The following is a 17,335-nucleotide window of genomic DNA, read 5'->3' on the forward strand; positions in this document are numbered from 1 at the left end:
TGAACGTTGGTGTGGAGAATTCTGGAGAGGTCGAAGTTAACCACGAAATGATCCGCTGACCTATGGGCGGATACAAATCGTGAAGTGTTGCCTCACAAACTGGATACAACATGGATATTGTAGGCGCGTCCGGTCGGCGATCGGACCTGCACGGGAAAACGATAATGCGGTCAGATATTAATCCGATGCCGGGAAATGAAGTCGAAATCGAGATTCGGCAGGTGTTTGAGGCGGAGGATTTGGGTGCCGAGTTCACGCCGGAATCGCGCGAGCAGGAAGAACTGTTATAAATGAAAGTCGTTAGACCGAATGGAAGTCAATACCTTGCGCAGACACCCGTTTGCGAATAAAGCAGAACACAAAACCAAACGTGAACCCGCACACAAAACTAACGAATGAATGCTCTTGACTGGATAACCCGCAGGCAACTGCTAACGTCATTAGACGTGCCCTACAGGCTTGATAAGAAAGAGATTACGCAGTACGGCCGCCAAGCGCCGGGTAGACCAATGAGCCGCCATGGAACCGGGTAGTCATGTCGAAAAATCCTGGAGCGAAGTCCCTTTTTTTGGCGGCATCACTGACGTCTGCCGTTTATGCTCACGCAGATAGCGCAGACACGACCAACAAAAGTAACAACCCGTTAAACCTCGAGCAGGGAATGAGCCTGCAGGACTACTACACCCCGAAATACTACGACTCCAATGTCCACAGCAACGACGTGCTGGTGCGCGGCACGCTGCCGATTGCGCCCAACAGTTTGATCGGCGTACCGCAATTGCTGCGCGCCACTGCGCCGTTCAGCACGCAACCAGACCCTCACGGGGGTTACAGCACCGGTGAAGGTGACTTGAACCTGATCGATATTTTTCTGCTCAAGACCGATGGCGTGCAGTTGGGCATCGGCCCGCAGATCACCGCACCTTATGCCGATAAGGACGAGCTTGGCACCGGGAAGTGGCAGGCTGGGCTGGCGGCCATTGCGATCGACTCATCACCCCGCGGTTTGCTTGGTGCGTTGGTGCAATACCAGAGCTCTTTCGCTGGCGACAGTGACCGCTCGAATGTCGAGTCGGCCACCCTGCAGCCGTTTGTCACTTACAACCTGAACGGAGGCTGGTACCTTCGCTCCACCGCTACCTGGACCTTCGACCTGAAAAACGATACCCACTACATCCCGCTCGGTTTGGGTGCCGGCAAGGTCTGGACATCCAGGACCAATATCCTCAACACTTTCATCGAACCGCAGTGGACCGTCGACCACAAGGGTGACGGCTTGCCGCAGTTTACGTTGCTCGTCGGAATCAACGTCACGTTCGACCAATGAGGATTTCACTATGCACGGTGTACTTCGCGCAACCGGTTACAGTCTGATGAGCATGTTTGTCAGTTGCGGCGTTGGCGCGCAAGGCGTCAGCGGAAGTCCGAAAACCAGCTTAACTCCCACATCTGTATCGCAGGTGTGTCTGCAACAGCGATCAAATGTAGGAGAGGGCCTGCTCGCGAAGCGGTCCTCCGCCTCAACGCATCATTTGGATTTGAGCTTCAAATATGACTGATGCAAATCCGAAGCCCAGCCATCGATCACGCCTTTCACGTCGTCGGCCTTCATGACCTGCGATTCGTTTTCCAGCGGCTTGCCTGTGCCCTTGCGCACAACCTGGGCCAGGACATTGTTGTTGCCGCCATCGAGAAACACCGCTTCGGTGGAAAGATCGGTTTCCTGATCACGAATGCCGCTGGCGGTACTCACTGCCGCCGCTACCAGCGCGATCGGGATCACCTCATAAGGCTTAAGTCCTTCGGTCTTGCTGCTGACTGCAGTGATCGCGGCACGCACCACCATCACACCTGGGCCAGGGCCTGCGGCCAGAGGCAGGGATTTGCCTATTTCGCGTTTGAGCGCCTGATCGTAATAGCTGGTGATCCCGTTCAGGGTAGCCTGAGGGATTTTCACGGTCGGCTGAGGCTTGGGATACAGCTGGGTCGGCTCGATGTACACGCTTTTGAATTTGTTGATGTCGAGCTTCGGATCGACCCAACGCATCACCACCGCCCCCGAAGGTGACTTGGCTTCCTTGAGCTGGCTGTAATCCTTGAGAAACCCCGAGTACTGGTCCGGCTCTACCTTCTTGCTGGAACAGCCAACCACGCCGATCGTAGCAATGCACAGTGTGCTCATCATTAATGCAAACTTCATGCGGTAACTCCCGTAAATCGGTCGACCACGGTTTGGAAACGGTGTAACAGGTATAGCCAATGCAGCGCGTTTTGTTGTGAAAAATCACAATATTCATCTATCGCCACGAAGGGGGCGATGCGGTCGACAACCGTTTCACCCATGTCACCAGGACGAACCACTCCGGGCGGCCAACTCCCGCCGACTATTGGCCCGCATTGCCTTGATCAACGACACCGTGCCCACCAGCAAAATCGCGGCGCCGAACAGGAAGTCGATGTTGTACAGCTGAAAGTCATTCAGTGGCCCCACCAACAGCACCCGGATCGCCCCGATACTCACGAGCGTGGCCAGAAAGTCGATGCCCGGTTCGTCGCGATAGAACACGTGCATCAGCGGCAGGCAGATCACCAGCAACAACAGCAGCACGATCACCTTGAACGAGCCTTTGCGCTCGACGCTGAACGCGCACTCATTAGCCGCGTAAGGTTTGTAATCCTCTTCGCGGACCAGCGAGTTTTTCTCGTTGATGTACTCGGCGCGGTTGTACTTCTGAATCGGCGTGAACGTGTTGGACATCTCCATACTGGTGGTGATGCGCCTGAACTTGAGGTCGATCCGTTCATTGCCCTTGAGGATGTACAACACCGGTTTGTAGCCGTAGCGCCAGGTGTCGAACGGAAACGCTGCCGCCCTGCCCTGGACACCGATGGGCCGGGATTCCAGCTCGGCGTAGGCGCTCTTGTCGACAGAAGAGAGGTTGCGGCTCAGCGGCTTGATCCTGACCTGTTCAAGGAAAATCGGCGTGACGCCGTATGACCACTGCAACGGTTCCAGGCGCAGGCGCAATTCGTTGCGACCCAGATCATAGCGATCGAAGGTGCGCTCCGAGACGATGACAGCACCCGACAGCATGAATTCACCACGCACGTTGTGGGTGATGCGCAGCGTCAATTGATCCTTACCCAATGCCGCCGCATCGCTGGCCGGTGGCGTTCCGCACCAGGCGTAGCTGGTAGGTGATCCCGCGAGTTGCCCGTCGCGGCTTTCCTGAAACAGATAAAAATAACTGCCCCACAGGGCCGCCATCAGCAACAGTGCGATCAACCCTAAAACTTTCTTGCCCACGCTCAAACCAGACTCCTTTCTTTACTGACTTCCCTTTTTGAGGCGCGGACTTTATCAAAATGGAATGCCCCCCCAAAGTAAAAAGATCGCAGTCTTCGGCAACTCCTACAGGTGTTCGCCAAACTCTGCAGGAGCTGCCGAAGGTTGCGATCTTTTGTTTTTGACGCTCTCCTGTCGCTGTTGGAACAACGTCCGGACCAGCCAACCCCGCGCGTTTGCGCGGCAGGAATTTCTCTTCGCTTAACTCGCCCGCGGTGAAGCGTTCGACCTGATCGCGAAATTGCGCAACCCGCTCGAAAACCAGCGCCCGGTCACTTCTATCAAATCATTGATGAATACAATCTTTTGAAAATCCAGTCATACGCAACTCCATTTTTATTGGTCCCCGCATCCCAACTGATCGACCAGGACATCAGGCCTTTGATTGCATTGCCGTCGCTCTTCAGTCGTGCAAGGGCCCCTTGCACGAACGCTGGATTGACTACATAGCCATTCGCCGCCGCGTCGCGGTGACTGGGCAAGCCGATAAGTAAGTTATCTGCCGGGATCTTGACGAAGCCATAGGTGCCGGTTACCAGCGCAGTGGTCAGGTAGTAAAGGAAGTCTTCCTTGCGGACTCCGTCGTCCTGCGCGAGCCATGAGGGATTGAGCACCGGAACAGAAAGCCCATCGCCGGCCTGGTTGTAATACTGCGGGGAAATCCAATCAAAATAGTTCGCCAGGGCGGTGAGATACGGTACGTACTTGCCCCCGGTTCGCAGATACGGGAACTCCGGCGCCATGCTGATAAGAAAGTGCTTGCCCTGACTCTTGTAGTAATCGCGGACCAGCTTTAGCGCTTCGGGAATTACCGTGTTGTTGTCGGCAAAGTCGATTGCGGTTTGTTCCAGATCGATGTCCAGCCCATCGAAACCATAAACTTCAACCAATCGGATAATTTCATTCGCGAGTGCTAGCTCATCGCCTTTGTTCAGAGCGATGTGAGCATCAGCCCCCCCCAGTGAAATCAACACCGCGCGACCTTGCTTATTGAGTACGCCGACCTGACGCCGAAACTCAACATCGGTTTTGTTGTATGGCTTGAACGTCGGGATGCCAGCGCCCTTCATGAACGCTACCGCTACCACGTTGTATTCGACGGGGATGTCCTCCAGCTCCACCTCACCCGTCAATCCGCCTTGATACCCGGCACTCGGCCCCCAGTTATGCCAAAACCCGATGAAGACTTTTTTTCCGCTGAAATCAGGCATTTCCGCTGCGTCATCGGCAAGCGCCTTGGGGCCTGTATATGTGAAAGTTGCCATTGGTTCACCCTTGAGCTCAGAACATCCTGTATGAAGTGCCCCCCTGGTCGCCATGACCGGAAGGGCTGACCTGCCTTGAACGCAACCACTGGAACGCACCACTGCCCAATACGTCAGCGCGGTTATTAAACCTCTGGATTCGATCCGCCGATACTGTCAACTCTGACAGGTGCAGGCCCTCGCCACTGTTCCCAATTAATGGGTGGCGGGGCTTTGGTACAGAAACCGGGGTGGGGCAACGTCGAAATTTGATTCAACACAGGCCGAATGTGGGAGCAGGCTTGCTCCCACAGGGTTGAATGTCGATCACACGGGCATTAGCTCCGCTCGCGGGGGATCAGGCTCTGCAACTGCTGCGCCAGAAAGTTCGCATCGAAGGCAAAGGTGTCAGGGTCTTTCAAACCATTGGTCTTGCGCCACTGCCAGTTGCTCGACGGCGGCAGGCATACCAGCGAAATGCTGCCATACCGTGCGGCGGTCAGGCCCATTACGGCCAGTGAAATCTGCCCACCCGCGCCCATCACATCCGGCACGAATTCCACCGGTTTGCCGGCAATCACAATGCCCAGCTTCTCGGTCTTGAACGTCGAGGTCTCGACCGGAACGCTCGGCCCCGAGGCGACATAGGCCTCACGGCTCACTTCCAGAAGGTTCGGCGACCGGACCGGTTCCAGCCATTGCTGGATCTGATCGAACAGCTCACCAATGCGCGTCGCCCACACGGCCGATTGCGACTCGAACAATTGTTTTTTGTGCGCTTCGCTGTCTGCGTAATGGCGAAGCATCTCGCCCAGTTGCTGTACGTCGTCCATTGCGGTGTCCTTTGGTTGAAGCAGTGCTGCGGACTTCGAGCATGGCAGATGCGCGCGGTGGGCGTACGACTAAAAGCGTGAGCGGTAGTGGGGAGTGACTCAACCGGCCATGGGCGTGCGACGCAGACGCGCCATGCTCAAGGCATCCACCAGCACTCCGTCACGCACGGCGTAGTCACGGAACAAGCCTTCGGTTTCAAAGCCGAACTTGCGGTACAAGCCGATGGCCGCATCGTTATCGGCATACACCGAAAGTTCGACCCGTTGCAGGTTCATCCAGTTGTCGGCGATGTCCAGCGCGGTTGCCAGCAACTTTGAGCCAACGCCCTTGCCCTGCCACGCCTCAGAGACGCCCATGCCGAAATTGGCGGCATGGCTGCGGCGGATACGCGAGAACTGCTCCAGGCCGATGTTGCCGATCACCGTCCCCTGGTGCAGCGCAACCAGCTGTACATGTCGTTCGTTGCCCGGATCCAGGCGTTTGCGCCAGACCTCAGTGGACTGAAACGGCATTTGCAAGACCTGCCGGGTGACGGCTGGCTCGTTGTAGAGCGCGGTGATGCCGTCGATGTGGGATTCGTTAAAGCGTTCGAGGGTGATGGCAGTGTCAGTGACGGGCATCGGTGATTCATCCTTGAGACAGACATGGCCGCCCACTCTACAACGCATACTTCAAACATGGTGAGAACCCAATGTGGGATCGCCGCACCGCCGCTCCCACATTTGTGGGCAGTGTTCAGCCTTCGAACCAATCCCGACGCTCCTCGAAGGTGTTCTGGATCAGTTCGACAATCATCTGTACCTGCGGCGCATCCTGCGACTGCGCATTCACCGCCATCCACACCTGACGCTGCATCGGCTGGCCAAACAACCCCGGCAACGCAATGAGACCGCGGTCGAACCGGCTGATGTAGCCGGGCAGCAAACCGATGCAGGCACTGCAACGAACCATCTCCAGCAGCAGCTCATACGACTGTAGCTGCACGACACCCGCCAGGCGTTGATCCACCAGGGCATTCCACGGCAGGAAACTCTCGACCTGACGGTGAGATTGCCATTGCACCAAGAGAAAATCGGCGAGGTCACCGAGGCTGTTCGGGCGCGACGCCGTTCGTGAATATCGCTTGGCGATGTGCGGCTGGTAGTCGATCCGCGCCAGGCGCTGGGGCTCGCTGACAGTAAAACTCGGGGCCGGCAGCGGCGATTCGGGGCTGGCGAGCCACACCACGACATCGGCGCTCACCGCTCGCAGGGCCATTTCGCTGTCAAGGGTGATGATGTCCAGGCGCACGCTGGCGTTGCGGCGCAGCAGGGCCACCAGGTCGCGACCGAGAATGTCGTGAAGAATCGATTCGGTGACCGCCAGGCGCACCAACGGTTGTTCGATCACCGGCACATCGCGCTCATGTGCCAACGCAATCAACTGCGCCTGAAGTTGCAAGCCTTCACGGCTGAGGGCGATGCCATTTTCGCAATGGCTGAACAGCGAACATTGCAGTTGCGTTTCAAGCTGCGCTAACTGCTTGCGTAGCAAGGTCGGCTTGATGTTGAGGCTGCGGGCCGCCTGCATGAAACAGCCGCAGCGGGCACTGACCGTGAACGCCTTTGCCATCTGCGGATCAATCGCCGCGGCCTGCGCACGCCAGGACGGCGCGGCTTCTACCGGCGAACGGTATTCGGCAGGGCTTTGGCGCCCTGTGGTTTCCATGAATGACATCGATGACTCCCTGTCGATCCGTCCTTTGAAAACCTTATCCTGCGCACCGATGATGAATCTGGTGTGACAGCCGCTTCATGCGCTGGGCGTTTGCCGAAAACTCACTGCCAGGCGATTCCAGCTGTTGAGGGTAGTGACTGCGATGGATTTTCATCCACGCAACTTCTGCGCAGCGGTGCTTGCGGGTACTCTGGCGCGATGCACACGTGCCTTAACCGCTCCAGGAGCCCCGTCGGTATGGAACTTCATGTTGTCATCAACGGCCGCAAGGATCTGGCAGGCCAGTTGTACAACCAACTGCGCAGCGCCATCGAATCCGGCCGTCTGGCACCCGGGACGCAGCTGCCGCCCAGTCGTTTGCTGGCCGAACAGCTGGGTATCTCGCGCAAGACCATCTCCGACACCTACGCGCAACTGACGTATGAAAACTTCCTCATTGGCGTGATCGGCAAAGGCACTTACGTCAACGCCCGGACCGAAAAAGCGCTGCCCAAGCAAAGCCATTCGCAGTTGGCGAGCGCTGAGGTCATCGAGTCATGGCGCAACCTGCCGGTGTTTTTGCGTCATCCCACGCTGGAAAGCTCGCTGCGCTATGACTTCATCGGTGGCGCCACCAGCAAGGGGCAATTCCCGCAGGACGATTGGCGGCGCTGCACTTCTCACGCGTTGCGCCAGATGACCGGCTCCAAGGGTTTCTACAGTCTGCCCGAAGGTCTTCCCGCACTGCGCAACGCGATCGCCCGGCATATCGCATTTTCCCGTGGCGTGAACTGTCAGGAGGAAGACGTGGTGGTGTGCAATGGCGCGCAGCAGGCGCTGGACCTGATTTCCCGCGTGATGACCCGCCCCGGCAGCATCGTCGCCATGGAAGACCCCGGTTACCCGCCTGCGCGCCTGTTGTTCGGCAGCCACGGCGCCACGGTGATCGGTGTGCCGGTAGACGCCGAAGGCATTCAGGTCGACAAAATCCCCCTCGGCACCCGGCTGATTTATGTCACGCCGTCCCACCAGTTTCCGCTCGGCATGCCGATGAGTCAGGCACGCAGGGTGGCACTGCTGGAACGCGCCTATGAGCTGGGCGCGATCATCATCGAGGACGATTACGACAGCGAGTTCCGCTACGAGGGCCGGCCCACCGATTCCCTACAAAGCATGGATGAACGCGGCATCGTCGCCTACGTGGGGACCTTTTCAAAAACCCTGCTGCCGGAGTTGCGCCTTGGTTACGCGATTTTGCCGCCGGCGATTCTCGAAGCCGTGATCCGCGCCAAGCAACTCACCGACCTGCATACCTCTACCCTGCCCCAATGGGCGCTGGCCAAATTCATCGCTGAAGGCTGCCTGCTCAAGCACATCCGGCGCTGCCATGCCATTTATGCCGGGCGGCGAGAGCGCATCCTGACGCGTATCGCAGCTGACCTTTCACCCTGGTTCGAAACGATCCCGAGCACGGCCGGATTTCACATGGTGCTTATGTGCAAAGTGCCTATCGATATGCCACTGGTGATCGAACTGGCGAAAAAAGTCGAAGTCGGGCTGTATTCCATCGACGCCTTTTTCTATCAGCAAGCGCCACAAACCGGGCTTCTCATGGGGTTTGGCGCCATTGAAACCCTGGACATCGATATTGCCCTGGACCGTTTAAGGGACATTTTGCAGCAGATTGCCTGATGAATTGGTCTGGGTGTTTATCCGGTGATTGGCTATTGGCGGTCCGGGAGTGCAGGCCTATCCTGCATGAGCGTTATCCCTCAATGAGCAGGATTCGTCCGGCCTGATTCAGGAGAGTGAGTAATGTCCAACGAAGTGATCAATACCGTAAAGGTGCAGGCCGCCGCCGGCCGCTCGGATGAACTGGGTAAGCAACTGCAAAAGATTGTCGAAACCCTGCGCGCACTACCGGGCTGTGAATCCTATATGGTCGACCGCTGCCCCGAGGACAGCAACCTCTGGAACGTCAGCGCCCACTGGCAGTCGGAAGCGGCCATGCAGATGCATTTCAACTGCCCCGAAGTTCAAGGTTTTATCGGCCTGATCGACAATCAATTGGCCAATGCCGTGGATTTCAACAGTTTTCCGATTCGCTGAATACGATTAAAAGATCGCAGCCTTTGGCGCCTCCTACAGAGTTGTGGGTACCTCTGTAAGAACCGCCGGAGGCTGCGGTCTTTTTAAAAGGCGCTGATGATCGAAATCGACTACAAACCCGGCCAATCCTCCATCGCCCGCAAACACGAAGGTACGGCCATGGCGTATGTGATTTCGGAATCGATCGTTTCTCATGTGAAAGGCGAGCAACCGAAAACCTACAAAGCCGGTGAGTACCGGAGCGGGCCTGCGAAGGGGTCAAAACAGCCGCTATAAAACTGATTAGTCCTCCGTTGTAATATCAGGCAACCGTTCACTGCTATTCATAGATTTCAACTTCATTACTCTAATGTCTCGCACGAAGCGACACACTCAGAACAATGGAGGCTTTATGAGTTCAAATCAGAAAAGATCATTTATTGCATGCATCCGCTGCAACGAAGTCGTTATGAAGTTTTTCAATCAGATGTTATCTGTCGGTGCAAGCCAGGCCCATTTACTGACGACCTCTCATCGATATTCCGATACCAGCAACAACATGGTCCGGGTGCACAGCGGGCGCGACAGCACCGTCCGCACTCGATCGAAGGAGATGGTTGTATATTTCGATTGCTATGACGATTACTACAACATTCAAATTCGTAGCGAAGCCTTCCTGGGAAAATATCTCAGTAAAAACAGTGGCGGTGCGCTCGGCGCGTTTCCGGCGGCCGGCGGCGATACAACTTCGTTCAACTTGTTGAATGCCAATCAAGACATCATCACCCTTGATGACCTGAAGACGGACGATGCCACCGTTTACCTCAAGGCTCGCAATGCAGGCACAATAAAGAGGCAGCTACTACAAAACCCGAAACTGTACAGCTATGGTGATCATTCTGGAGAGTTGTTGAAGTTCAATCTGAAAATCCTTGAGCGGAATATCCCTCGTCCAACTAGTTCCGAACCTTACCCCTTGTATATTGAACCAAAGCCGGGGCAGGAAGACGATGACTGATTAACCGGTCAGCCAGACAAGTTGACGCGACACTGAAATAAAAAAAGCCCCGGCTCTTTCGAGACGGGGCTTTTTCATTCAACGACTTATCAGGCCGCCGGTTCCAGTTCAGCGCTGGAGGTGGCGGTGGTAGTCGCAGGCACTACCGCTTGCCCGCTCAACGCCAGGTCCAGCAACTCACGGTTGGCCACCGCATACATGGCGTAGTCCGTGCCGCTGGCGGCACGGATTTCCACCAGCATGGCGCGCCAGCGATCAATCATGCCTTTGTGCTCGCCCATCCACAACGCCAGGCGTGTTTCCACGTCCTGAGTGCCGTCGCCCTGTTGCAGGACAGAGATGGTGATCGCACGTTGCTGCCAGTCGACGTCATCACGGAACGCTTCACGGGCCAGCGCCTGCCAGTTGTTTTCAACCGGCAGAGCGCTGATCTGTTGCAGGTACCAGGTGATGTCCAGCGCGCTGCCCACGGCGAAGTAGGCCTTGGCCACGTCCGCAGGGTTCTGGCCGGTCACGTCGGAGGCCTCGATGATCGGCAGCAAGGTATACAGGTGCGAGGTGCCAGCCACCATGCGTGCGAGCAACTCCGGCACACCGGCTTCAACGTACGCCTGATAGCGAGCCTGCCAGTTCTCGTGGATCTCGCCACTCAGCAGTTCGTCGAGCTTGAGACCCAGCTCCTTCAGATGCGGACCGAAGTGCGCGACGTCACGGGCAGCGTTCTGCTCGTTGCGACGGGCACGCAGGAACCAGCGTGTAGCGCGACGTCCCAGACGCATCAGTTCGTCCATCAGCTCCAGCTGAACGTCGGCCGAAACCTGATAGTCCAGGGCTTCGATCTGACGGAACCAGTGCGGGAGGTGGAAGATGTCACGCACGATCACGTAAGCACCGGCCACGTTCGCCGGGCTCATGCCGGTCGACTCTTTGAGTCGCTGAACGAAGGTGATGCCCATGTGATTCACGAGATCGTTGGCGATCTGGGTGCTGACGATTTCGCGCTTCAGACGGTGACGGCGCATGGCTTCGGAGAACTTGCTCACCAGGCTCGGCGGGAAAGCGGTTTCCATGTCACGCGTTAGGTAGTCGTCGTCCGGCACCAGGGAGTTGAGCAGCGCCTCCTTGAGGTCGATCTTGCTGTAGGAGATCAGCACCGACAGCTCGGCACGGGTCAGGCCGTGGCCTTCCGCGAGTCGCTCGTTGATCGCTTCTTCCGACGGCAGGAATTCGATGGCGCGATCCAGCTTGCCGCGGCCTTCCAGATCGTTCATCAGACGCTTGTATTCGGCAATCCGCACGAAGGCACGACGTGCCGCCAGCGACAGGGCCTGAGTCTGCTTGTAGTTGTTGCCCAGCACCAGATTGCCGACTTCGTCGGTCATGCTCGCCAGCAACTGGTTGCGTTGCTTGTCGGTCATGTCACCGGCCTGAACCACTTCGTTCAGCAGGATTTTGATGTTCACTTCGTGGTCGGAGCAGTCCACGCCACCGGCGTTGTCGATGAAGTCGGTGTTGGAACCGCCACCATTCAGACCGAATTCGACACGACCCAGCTGAGTCATACCGAGGTTACCGCCCTCGCCCACGACTTTGCAACGCAGCTCGTTGCCGTTCACGCGCAGTGCATCGTTGGCCTTGTCGCCGACATCGGCGTGGCTTTCGCTGCTGGCCTTCACGTAAGTGCCGATACCGCCGTTCCACAACAGGTCTACCGGTGCCTTGAGCAAGGCATTCAGCAGTTCGGTCGGGGTCAGCTTGTCCGCCTGAATGTCGAAGCGCTCTTTCATCTGCGGGGAGATCGCAATGCTTTTCGCGCTGCGCGAGAAGATTCCGCCGCCTTCGGACATGATGCTGGTGTCGTAATCCGACCAGGCCGAACGTGGCAGGTCGAACAGACGTTGACGCTCGGCGAAGCTGTTCGCTGGCTCCGGGTTCGGGTCGATGAAGATGTGCAAGTGGTTGAACGCAGCGACCAGTTGCAGCTTGTCGGACATCAGCAAGCCATTACCGAACACGTCACCGGCCATATCGCCGACGCCGACCACGGTGATGCTGTCTTCCTGAACATTGATGCCGCGCTCGCGGAAGTGACGTTGTACGCCGACCCACGCGCCCTTGGCGGTAATGCCCATTTTCTTGTGGTCGTAACCCGCCGAACCACCGGATGCAAACGCATCGCCAAGCCAGAAGCCGTAGTCGATGGCGATGCCGTTGGCGATGTCGGAGAAGGTTGCAGTGCCCTTGTCCGCTGCGACCACCAGGTACGGGTCATCGTCGTCATGACGCACGACGTTGGCGGGCGGAACCAGCGCGCCGTCTTTCAGGTTGTCGGTGATGTCCAACAGGCCCGAGATGAAGATGCGGTAGCAGGCGATGCCCTCGGCCGCGATCTCGTCACGGTTGCCACCCAGAGGCAGGCGACGCGGCAGGAAGCCGCCCTTCGCGCCCACTGGCACGATGACTGAGTTCTTCACTTGCTGGGCTTTTACCAGGCCCAGGACTTCGGTACGGAAGTCTTCTTCGCGGTCAGACCAGCGCAGACCGCCACGAGCGACGTTGCCGAAGCGCAGGTGCACGCCTTCGACGCGAGGCGAGTAAACGAAGATTTCGAACTTCGGTACCGGCTTCGGCAGCTCTGGAATCTGGTGCGGGTTGAATTTGAAGCTGAAGTAGGACTTGTTCTGACCGTGTGCATCGGTCTGGTAGAAGTTGGTCCGCAGGGTGGCCTTGATCAAGTCCAGGTAGCGACGCAGGATACGGTCTTCGTTCAGCACCTGGACGTCGTCCAGTGCGGCCAGAATCGCGTGTTCCAGACGTTGCTGCTTGTCTTCCAGATCGTCACTGGCCAGCTTGCGCGCCAGGTAGAAACGGGTTTTGAACAACCGGGTCAACTCGCGAGCGATGTCGGTGTGGTTGTTCAGGGTGCTGGCGATGTAGCCGAGGTCGAAGCCCAGACGGATCTGTTTCATGTAACGGGCGTAGGCACGCAGCAACGCCACGTCGCGCCACGGCAGGCCGGCGGTCAGCACCAGACGGTTGAACGCATCGTTCTCGGCATCGCCACGCACGATGTGGACGAAAGCGTCCTGCAACGTGTCGTTGAGTTGCTGGATGTCGAGTTCCAGGCCTTCGGCCGCGGTGAACGCGAAATCGTGAATCCAGAATTCGCGGCCATTGTTGTGACGCAGGCGGTACGGGAACTCACCCAGCACGCGCAGGCCGAGGTTTTCCAGGATCGGCAACACGTCGGACAGTGCCAGCGGTGTGTCCGCGTGATAGAGCTTGCAGTGCAGCTCGCGCTGACCGGAGACCTGACCCAGTGGTTGATAGAAGCTCATCACCAGTGGATTTTTTTCGGTCAGGCTCAGCAGGTGCTGCATATCGACCACAGCCGAATGCGCCGCAAAACGCTCGCGGTAACCGGCCGGGAAGCCTTTCGGGAAATCCGCCAGCACATTGGTGCCCTGGGCTTCGCCGAAGCTTTCGACAGTCAGTGCAGAGTAGTCGTCCTGCCAACTGCGGCAAGCCTGGATCACCTCGTTTTCCAGCTGCTGCGGGTCGATGTCCAGACGATTTTTTGGATCGACGCGCAGGATCAGTTGCACGCGGGCCAGCACGGACTCGGAGAAGAAGGTCCAGAACTCGCAATCCGAGGCTTTCAGGCGATCCATCAGCACTTGCTGGATCTTCTGGCGCACTTCGGTGGAGTAGATGTCACGCGGCACGTAGGCCAGGCAGTAGCAGAAGCGGCCGTACGGGTCTTTGCGCAGGAACACGCGAATCTTGTTGCGTTCCTGGATCTGCACGATCGACATCACGGTGCTGAACAGCTCGTCGACCGGAGTCTGGAACAGATCATCGCGGGGCAGCACTTCGACCACCTGCGCCAGTTCCTTGCCCAGATGCGCCTTGGCCTGGAAGCCGGAGCGGCGCTCGATCTCTTCGACCTTGCGGCGGATGTACGGAATGACCCGCACGCTCTCGCCATACACCGACGAGGTGTACAGGCCCATGAAGCGGCATTCCTTGATGACTTTTCCGTCGGCGTCAATTTCGCGGATCGACACGTAATCCGGGTAAGCCGGACGGTGCACGCGGCTTGGATGCGCAGCCTTGGCAAACGACAGCAGGGTCGGTTCGCGAAGGTAGTTCACGGCGTAGTCTTCGATGCGCAGGTCATCGTAAGTCAGGCCGGTACGCAGCAGTTTGGTCAGGCCGAGGAACGAATCCTGGTCGTAGACGATGTGGCCGCCGTCGACTTCATCGCGGACCACGAATTCTTCATAACCCAGGAACGTGAAGTGGTTGCCCACCAGCCATTCCAGGAAGCTTTTGATTTCAGCTTTTTCTTCGCCGTCGACTGCGAACTGGCTGTTGTCCAGGCCTGTCAGGATTTCCTGGACCTTGGCTTTCATCGGTTCGAAATCGGCGACCGCGACGCGGACTTCACCGAGAACCTGCTCCAGCTCTTTGCTCAGCACATTCAGTTCGGCCGCGTTGGCGCAGCGGTCGATTTCCAGGTACATCAGGGATTCCTGCAGAATCCCTTCGCCCTGGGTGCCTTTCGGCAAGATCTCCAGCAACTCGCCCTTGCTGCCGCGGCGCACGCTCAGCACGGTGGTTTGCAGGGTATGGATGCTGTAGCCGCGACGGTTCAGCTCGGTACGCACCGAGTCCACCAAGAAGGGCAGGTCGTGATGCAGCACTTCGACCGCGGTGTGGGTCGACTGCCAGCCGTGGCGTTCGTAATCAGGGTTGTAGACGCGCACTTGCGGTTGCGCGTGATCGAAGCGCTCAAGCAGGCGCCACGCAGAAAGAGTACAGCCAGCGAGGTCGGACAGCCTACGCTGGGTCAGCTCGTCAAGGGAAATGATGCCGAAGAATTGTTCAGCGAACAGCGCCACTTGTGGCAGTGCCTGTTCACTGATGTGCTGCGCCAGTGCCGCTTGCAGTTGGTGCTGGAAGTCGGCTTTGCTGGCTGCGGTGAAGAACGCCATCTGTGGTACTCCGCTTGGGCTTGTTATTGATGGAAGCGTCGCGTGCAAAACCCCTCTCGGGGCGATCCGTCACCCTGCTCCTGATTCTCGGGCAGAGGAAACAGGGAGACAGGTGGGTGAAGCTGGACGAGACACTCAGGTCACATTCACCTTCCATGAATGGGCATCTGCAAAAACGACTCTGCGATCAATTGCACAATGTCTTTACAGGTATCCATTCGATGCGCAGCTTAACCAGTGCGGCAAGGCCTATGCTTGCGGTGCTGCGACATATTCGGTCATCGGTATGCAGCTCTCGTCGTGCGCATCGGACAACACTAGCAGTCGTGTAGGAAATTGGGCGTTTTATGCCCGGACTTACGGCACCTTCGTGCCAAAAATGACCAACGACGCCCCGAATGTTCACGACTCATTCTCTGACAGTCAGCCGAGCAGAAATTCCCGAGGGCTGGCAGAATTGCCTTTTGTAGTGTTCACAACGCTCGCCGAGCCAGGAATTCCCCATGCAAATGACCACCTCCCTGTTGATCGTCAACCCGTGTGACGAGGAAGAAGACAACATGGCCATGCTCGCCTGCCACAGCGATCAGGGTGAAATGTTCCTGATGAGCCGCTATCCGGACGAGGACGAGCTGGAGATCACCCTTGATGGTGAGCCATCGACGCTGGACGGCGTGAAAGTCACCTTGAGCCCTACCCGCGTGCTGATCGAAATAGCCGCTGCGGATGCGGATGCGTTGAATGGGGATGATTCGCTGGAGATCATTCACAGCACCGATGCGAGTGACCTGGCGGAAGTGGAAGAAACGTTGCAAAACATTCTCAAGGGAACTGGCACCTATATAAGCCGACTATGAATTTCAGCGCCTGTGCCGGCCTCATCGCGAGCAAGCTCGCTCCCACAGGGGATCTCCAGCGGGTGCAAAACGTTCATCCGAGACAATTCCAATGTGGGAGCGAGCTTGCTCGCGATGAGGCCCGAGAGACCACCGCCCTACCCCCGCCCTACAGATTTCAAACAATTTCGCTAATCAATTCCCACACTTTGCACAAAATGCCGTTAGTCGCCGCCCCCTGCGATGGATTAAAGTAACGCCCCCAGCCCTGGCGTTATTCGAACGTCTTCGGTCACCCTTTCCAGGAACAGTCATCGATGGAACATCGTGAAGCGCTGCTCGCGCTGCGAACCTTTCTTTCAACGCAGATTCTCGGCCAGGAAAAACTCATCGAGCGCTTGCTCATCGCCTTGCTCGCCGACGGCCACATGTTGGTCGAGGGCGCACCGGGCCTGGCCAAGACCAAGGCCATCAAAGAACTCGCCGAAGGCATCGAAGCCCAGTTCCACCGCATCCAGTTCACCCCCGACCTGTTGCCTGCCGACATCACCGGCACGGAAATCTATCGCCCGGAAACCGGCAGTTTCGTGTTCCAGCAAGGCCCGATCTTCCACAACCTGGTATTGGCGGACGAAATCAACCGTGCCCCGGCCAAGGTCCAGTCGGCGCTGCTCGAAGCCATGGGCGAGCGTCAGGTCAGTGTCGGGCGCAGCACCTACGAGCTGTCGCCGCTGTTCCTGGTGATGGCCACGCAAAACCCGATCGAGCAGGAAGGCACTTACCCACTGCCCGAAGCGCAGCTGGACCGATTCCTGATGCACGTGAAAATCGGTTTTCCGGACGCGGCGGTCGAACGGCGCATCCTGCAACAAGCCCGTGGCGAAGCCTTGAACGGCGAAACCAAACCCGAGCGCCGGGTCAGCCAGCAGGCCATTTTCGCCGCACGCAAGGAAATCCTCGGTCTGTACATGGCCGACGCCGTGGAGGAATACCTGGTGCAACTGGTGATGGCCACGCGCACCCCGGCCAAATTCGACCCAGAGATGGCCGAGTGGATCGCCTACGGCGCCAGCCCGCGCGGCTCGATCGCACTTGATCGGTGCGCCCGCGCCCACGCCTGGCTGGCCGGTCGCGACTTCGTCAGCCCGGAAGACATTCAAGCGGTGCTGTTCGACGTGTTGCGCCACCGCATCATTCTTTCCTTCGAAGCCGAAGCCGCGGGCATTGACCAGGACCGGGTGGTCCAGCGGATTCTCGACGTCGTAGCCGTCGCTTGA

General features: G+C 57.8%; 13 protein-coding genes and 3 pseudogenes. 8 read left to right on the top strand and 8 right to left on the bottom strand.

Features of this window, described 5'->3' with window-relative positions:
- Positions 1–179 precede the first annotated feature (179 nt).
- Both ACYZT9_RS14600 and ACYZT9_RS14605 read left to right on the top strand, forming a co-directional pair.
- A pseudogene (locus ACYZT9_RS14600) lies at positions 180–290 on the top strand (YciI family protein); the annotation flags it as partial.
- Between the two features lie 245 nt (positions 291–535).
- Complete coding sequence (locus ACYZT9_RS14605; RefSeq protein ID WP_462006146.1) at positions 536–1,327, top strand: hypothetical protein; 792 nt, start codon at positions 536–538, stop codon at positions 1,325–1,327.
- 201 nt (positions 1,328–1,528) lie between these two features.
- Here ACYZT9_RS14605 and ACYZT9_RS14610 read toward each other — a convergent pair whose 3' ends face one another.
- The 7 genes and pseudogenes from ACYZT9_RS14610 to ACYZT9_RS14640 all read right to left on the bottom strand — a co-directional run.
- Complete coding sequence (locus tag ACYZT9_RS14610; RefSeq protein WP_462006147.1) at positions 1,529–2,200, bottom strand: DUF3313 domain-containing protein; 672 nt, start codon at positions 2,198–2,200, stop codon at positions 1,529–1,531.
- 144 nt (positions 2,201–2,344) lie between these two features.
- A complete protein-coding gene (locus ACYZT9_RS14615) occupies positions 2,345–3,313 on the bottom strand; it encodes a hypothetical protein (RefSeq protein WP_462006148.1) in 969 nt (322 codons plus the stop codon).
- Positions 3,314–3,627: 314 nt separating this feature from the next.
- A complete protein-coding gene (locus tag ACYZT9_RS14620; protein ID WP_462006149.1) occupies positions 3,628–4,611 on the bottom strand; it encodes a glycosyl hydrolase family 18 protein in 984 nt (327 codons plus the stop codon).
- 317 nt (positions 4,612–4,928) lie between these two features.
- Positions 4,929–5,423 (bottom strand): hypothetical protein, encoded by a 495-nt coding sequence (locus ACYZT9_RS14625; protein WP_462006150.1) that lies wholly within the window; start codon positions 5,421–5,423, stop codon positions 4,929–4,931.
- A gap of 99 nt (positions 5,424–5,522) precedes the next feature.
- A complete protein-coding gene (locus ACYZT9_RS14630) occupies positions 5,523–6,044 on the bottom strand; it encodes a GNAT family N-acetyltransferase (protein ID WP_462006151.1) in 522 nt (173 codons plus the stop codon).
- A 115-nt stretch (positions 6,045–6,159) separates the two neighbouring features.
- Positions 6,160–7,140 carry a LysR substrate-binding domain-containing protein gene (locus tag ACYZT9_RS14635; RefSeq protein WP_462006152.1) on the bottom strand — a complete coding sequence of 327 codons (981 nt, stop codon included), beginning with the start codon at positions 7,138–7,140 and terminating at the stop codon, positions 6,160–6,162.
- Between the two features lie 75 nt (positions 7,141–7,215).
- Positions 7,216–7,287 (bottom strand): annotated as a pseudogene (locus ACYZT9_RS14640) (carboxymuconolactone decarboxylase family protein); the annotation flags it as partial.
- Between the two features lie 90 nt (positions 7,288–7,377).
- Between ACYZT9_RS14640 and pdxR the strand changes: the two are divergent.
- The 4 genes and pseudogenes from pdxR (at position 7,378) to ACYZT9_RS14660 (ending at position 10,225) form a co-directional block, all read left to right on the top strand.
- Positions 7,378–8,811 carry a MocR-like pyridoxine biosynthesis transcription factor PdxR gene (gene pdxR / locus ACYZT9_RS14645; protein WP_462006153.1) on the top strand — a complete coding sequence of 478 codons (1,434 nt, stop codon included), beginning with the start codon at positions 7,378–7,380 and terminating at the stop codon, positions 8,809–8,811.
- A 123-nt stretch (positions 8,812–8,934) separates the two neighbouring features.
- The gene (locus ACYZT9_RS14650) at positions 8,935–9,228 is read left to right on the top strand and encodes a putative quinol monooxygenase (protein ID WP_462006154.1); all 294 of its coding nucleotides are present in this window, start codon (positions 8,935–8,937) and stop codon (positions 9,226–9,228) included.
- A gap of 87 nt (positions 9,229–9,315) precedes the next feature.
- A pseudogene (locus ACYZT9_RS14655) lies at positions 9,316–9,480 on the top strand (cupin domain-containing protein); the annotation flags it as partial.
- 196 nt (positions 9,481–9,676) lie between these two features.
- Positions 9,677–10,225: a hypothetical protein gene (locus ACYZT9_RS14660; protein ID WP_462006155.1), complete on the top strand. Its 549-nt coding sequence runs from the start codon at positions 9,677–9,679 to the stop codon at positions 10,223–10,225.
- Between the two features lie 89 nt (positions 10,226–10,314).
- On the opposite strand, the gene ACYZT9_RS14665 is transcribed toward ACYZT9_RS14660, so the two are convergent.
- Positions 10,315–15,222 (bottom strand): NAD-glutamate dehydrogenase, encoded by a 4,908-nt coding sequence (locus ACYZT9_RS14665; RefSeq protein WP_462006156.1) that lies wholly within the window; start codon positions 15,220–15,222, stop codon positions 10,315–10,317.
- Between the two features lie 503 nt (positions 15,223–15,725).
- On the opposite strand from ACYZT9_RS14665, the gene ACYZT9_RS14670 reads away from it, so the two are divergent.
- Positions 15,726–16,079, top strand: coding sequence for a hypothetical protein (locus ACYZT9_RS14670; RefSeq protein ID WP_462006157.1), 354 nt, complete (start codon positions 15,726–15,728; stop codon positions 16,077–16,079).
- Positions 16,080–16,375: 296 nt separating this feature from the next.
- Entirely contained in the window at positions 16,376–17,335 is a 960-nt protein-coding gene (locus ACYZT9_RS14675) for an AAA family ATPase (protein WP_008150800.1), read from the top strand.

Source organism: Pseudomonas sp. ZT5P21 (genome assembly GCF_054897785.1).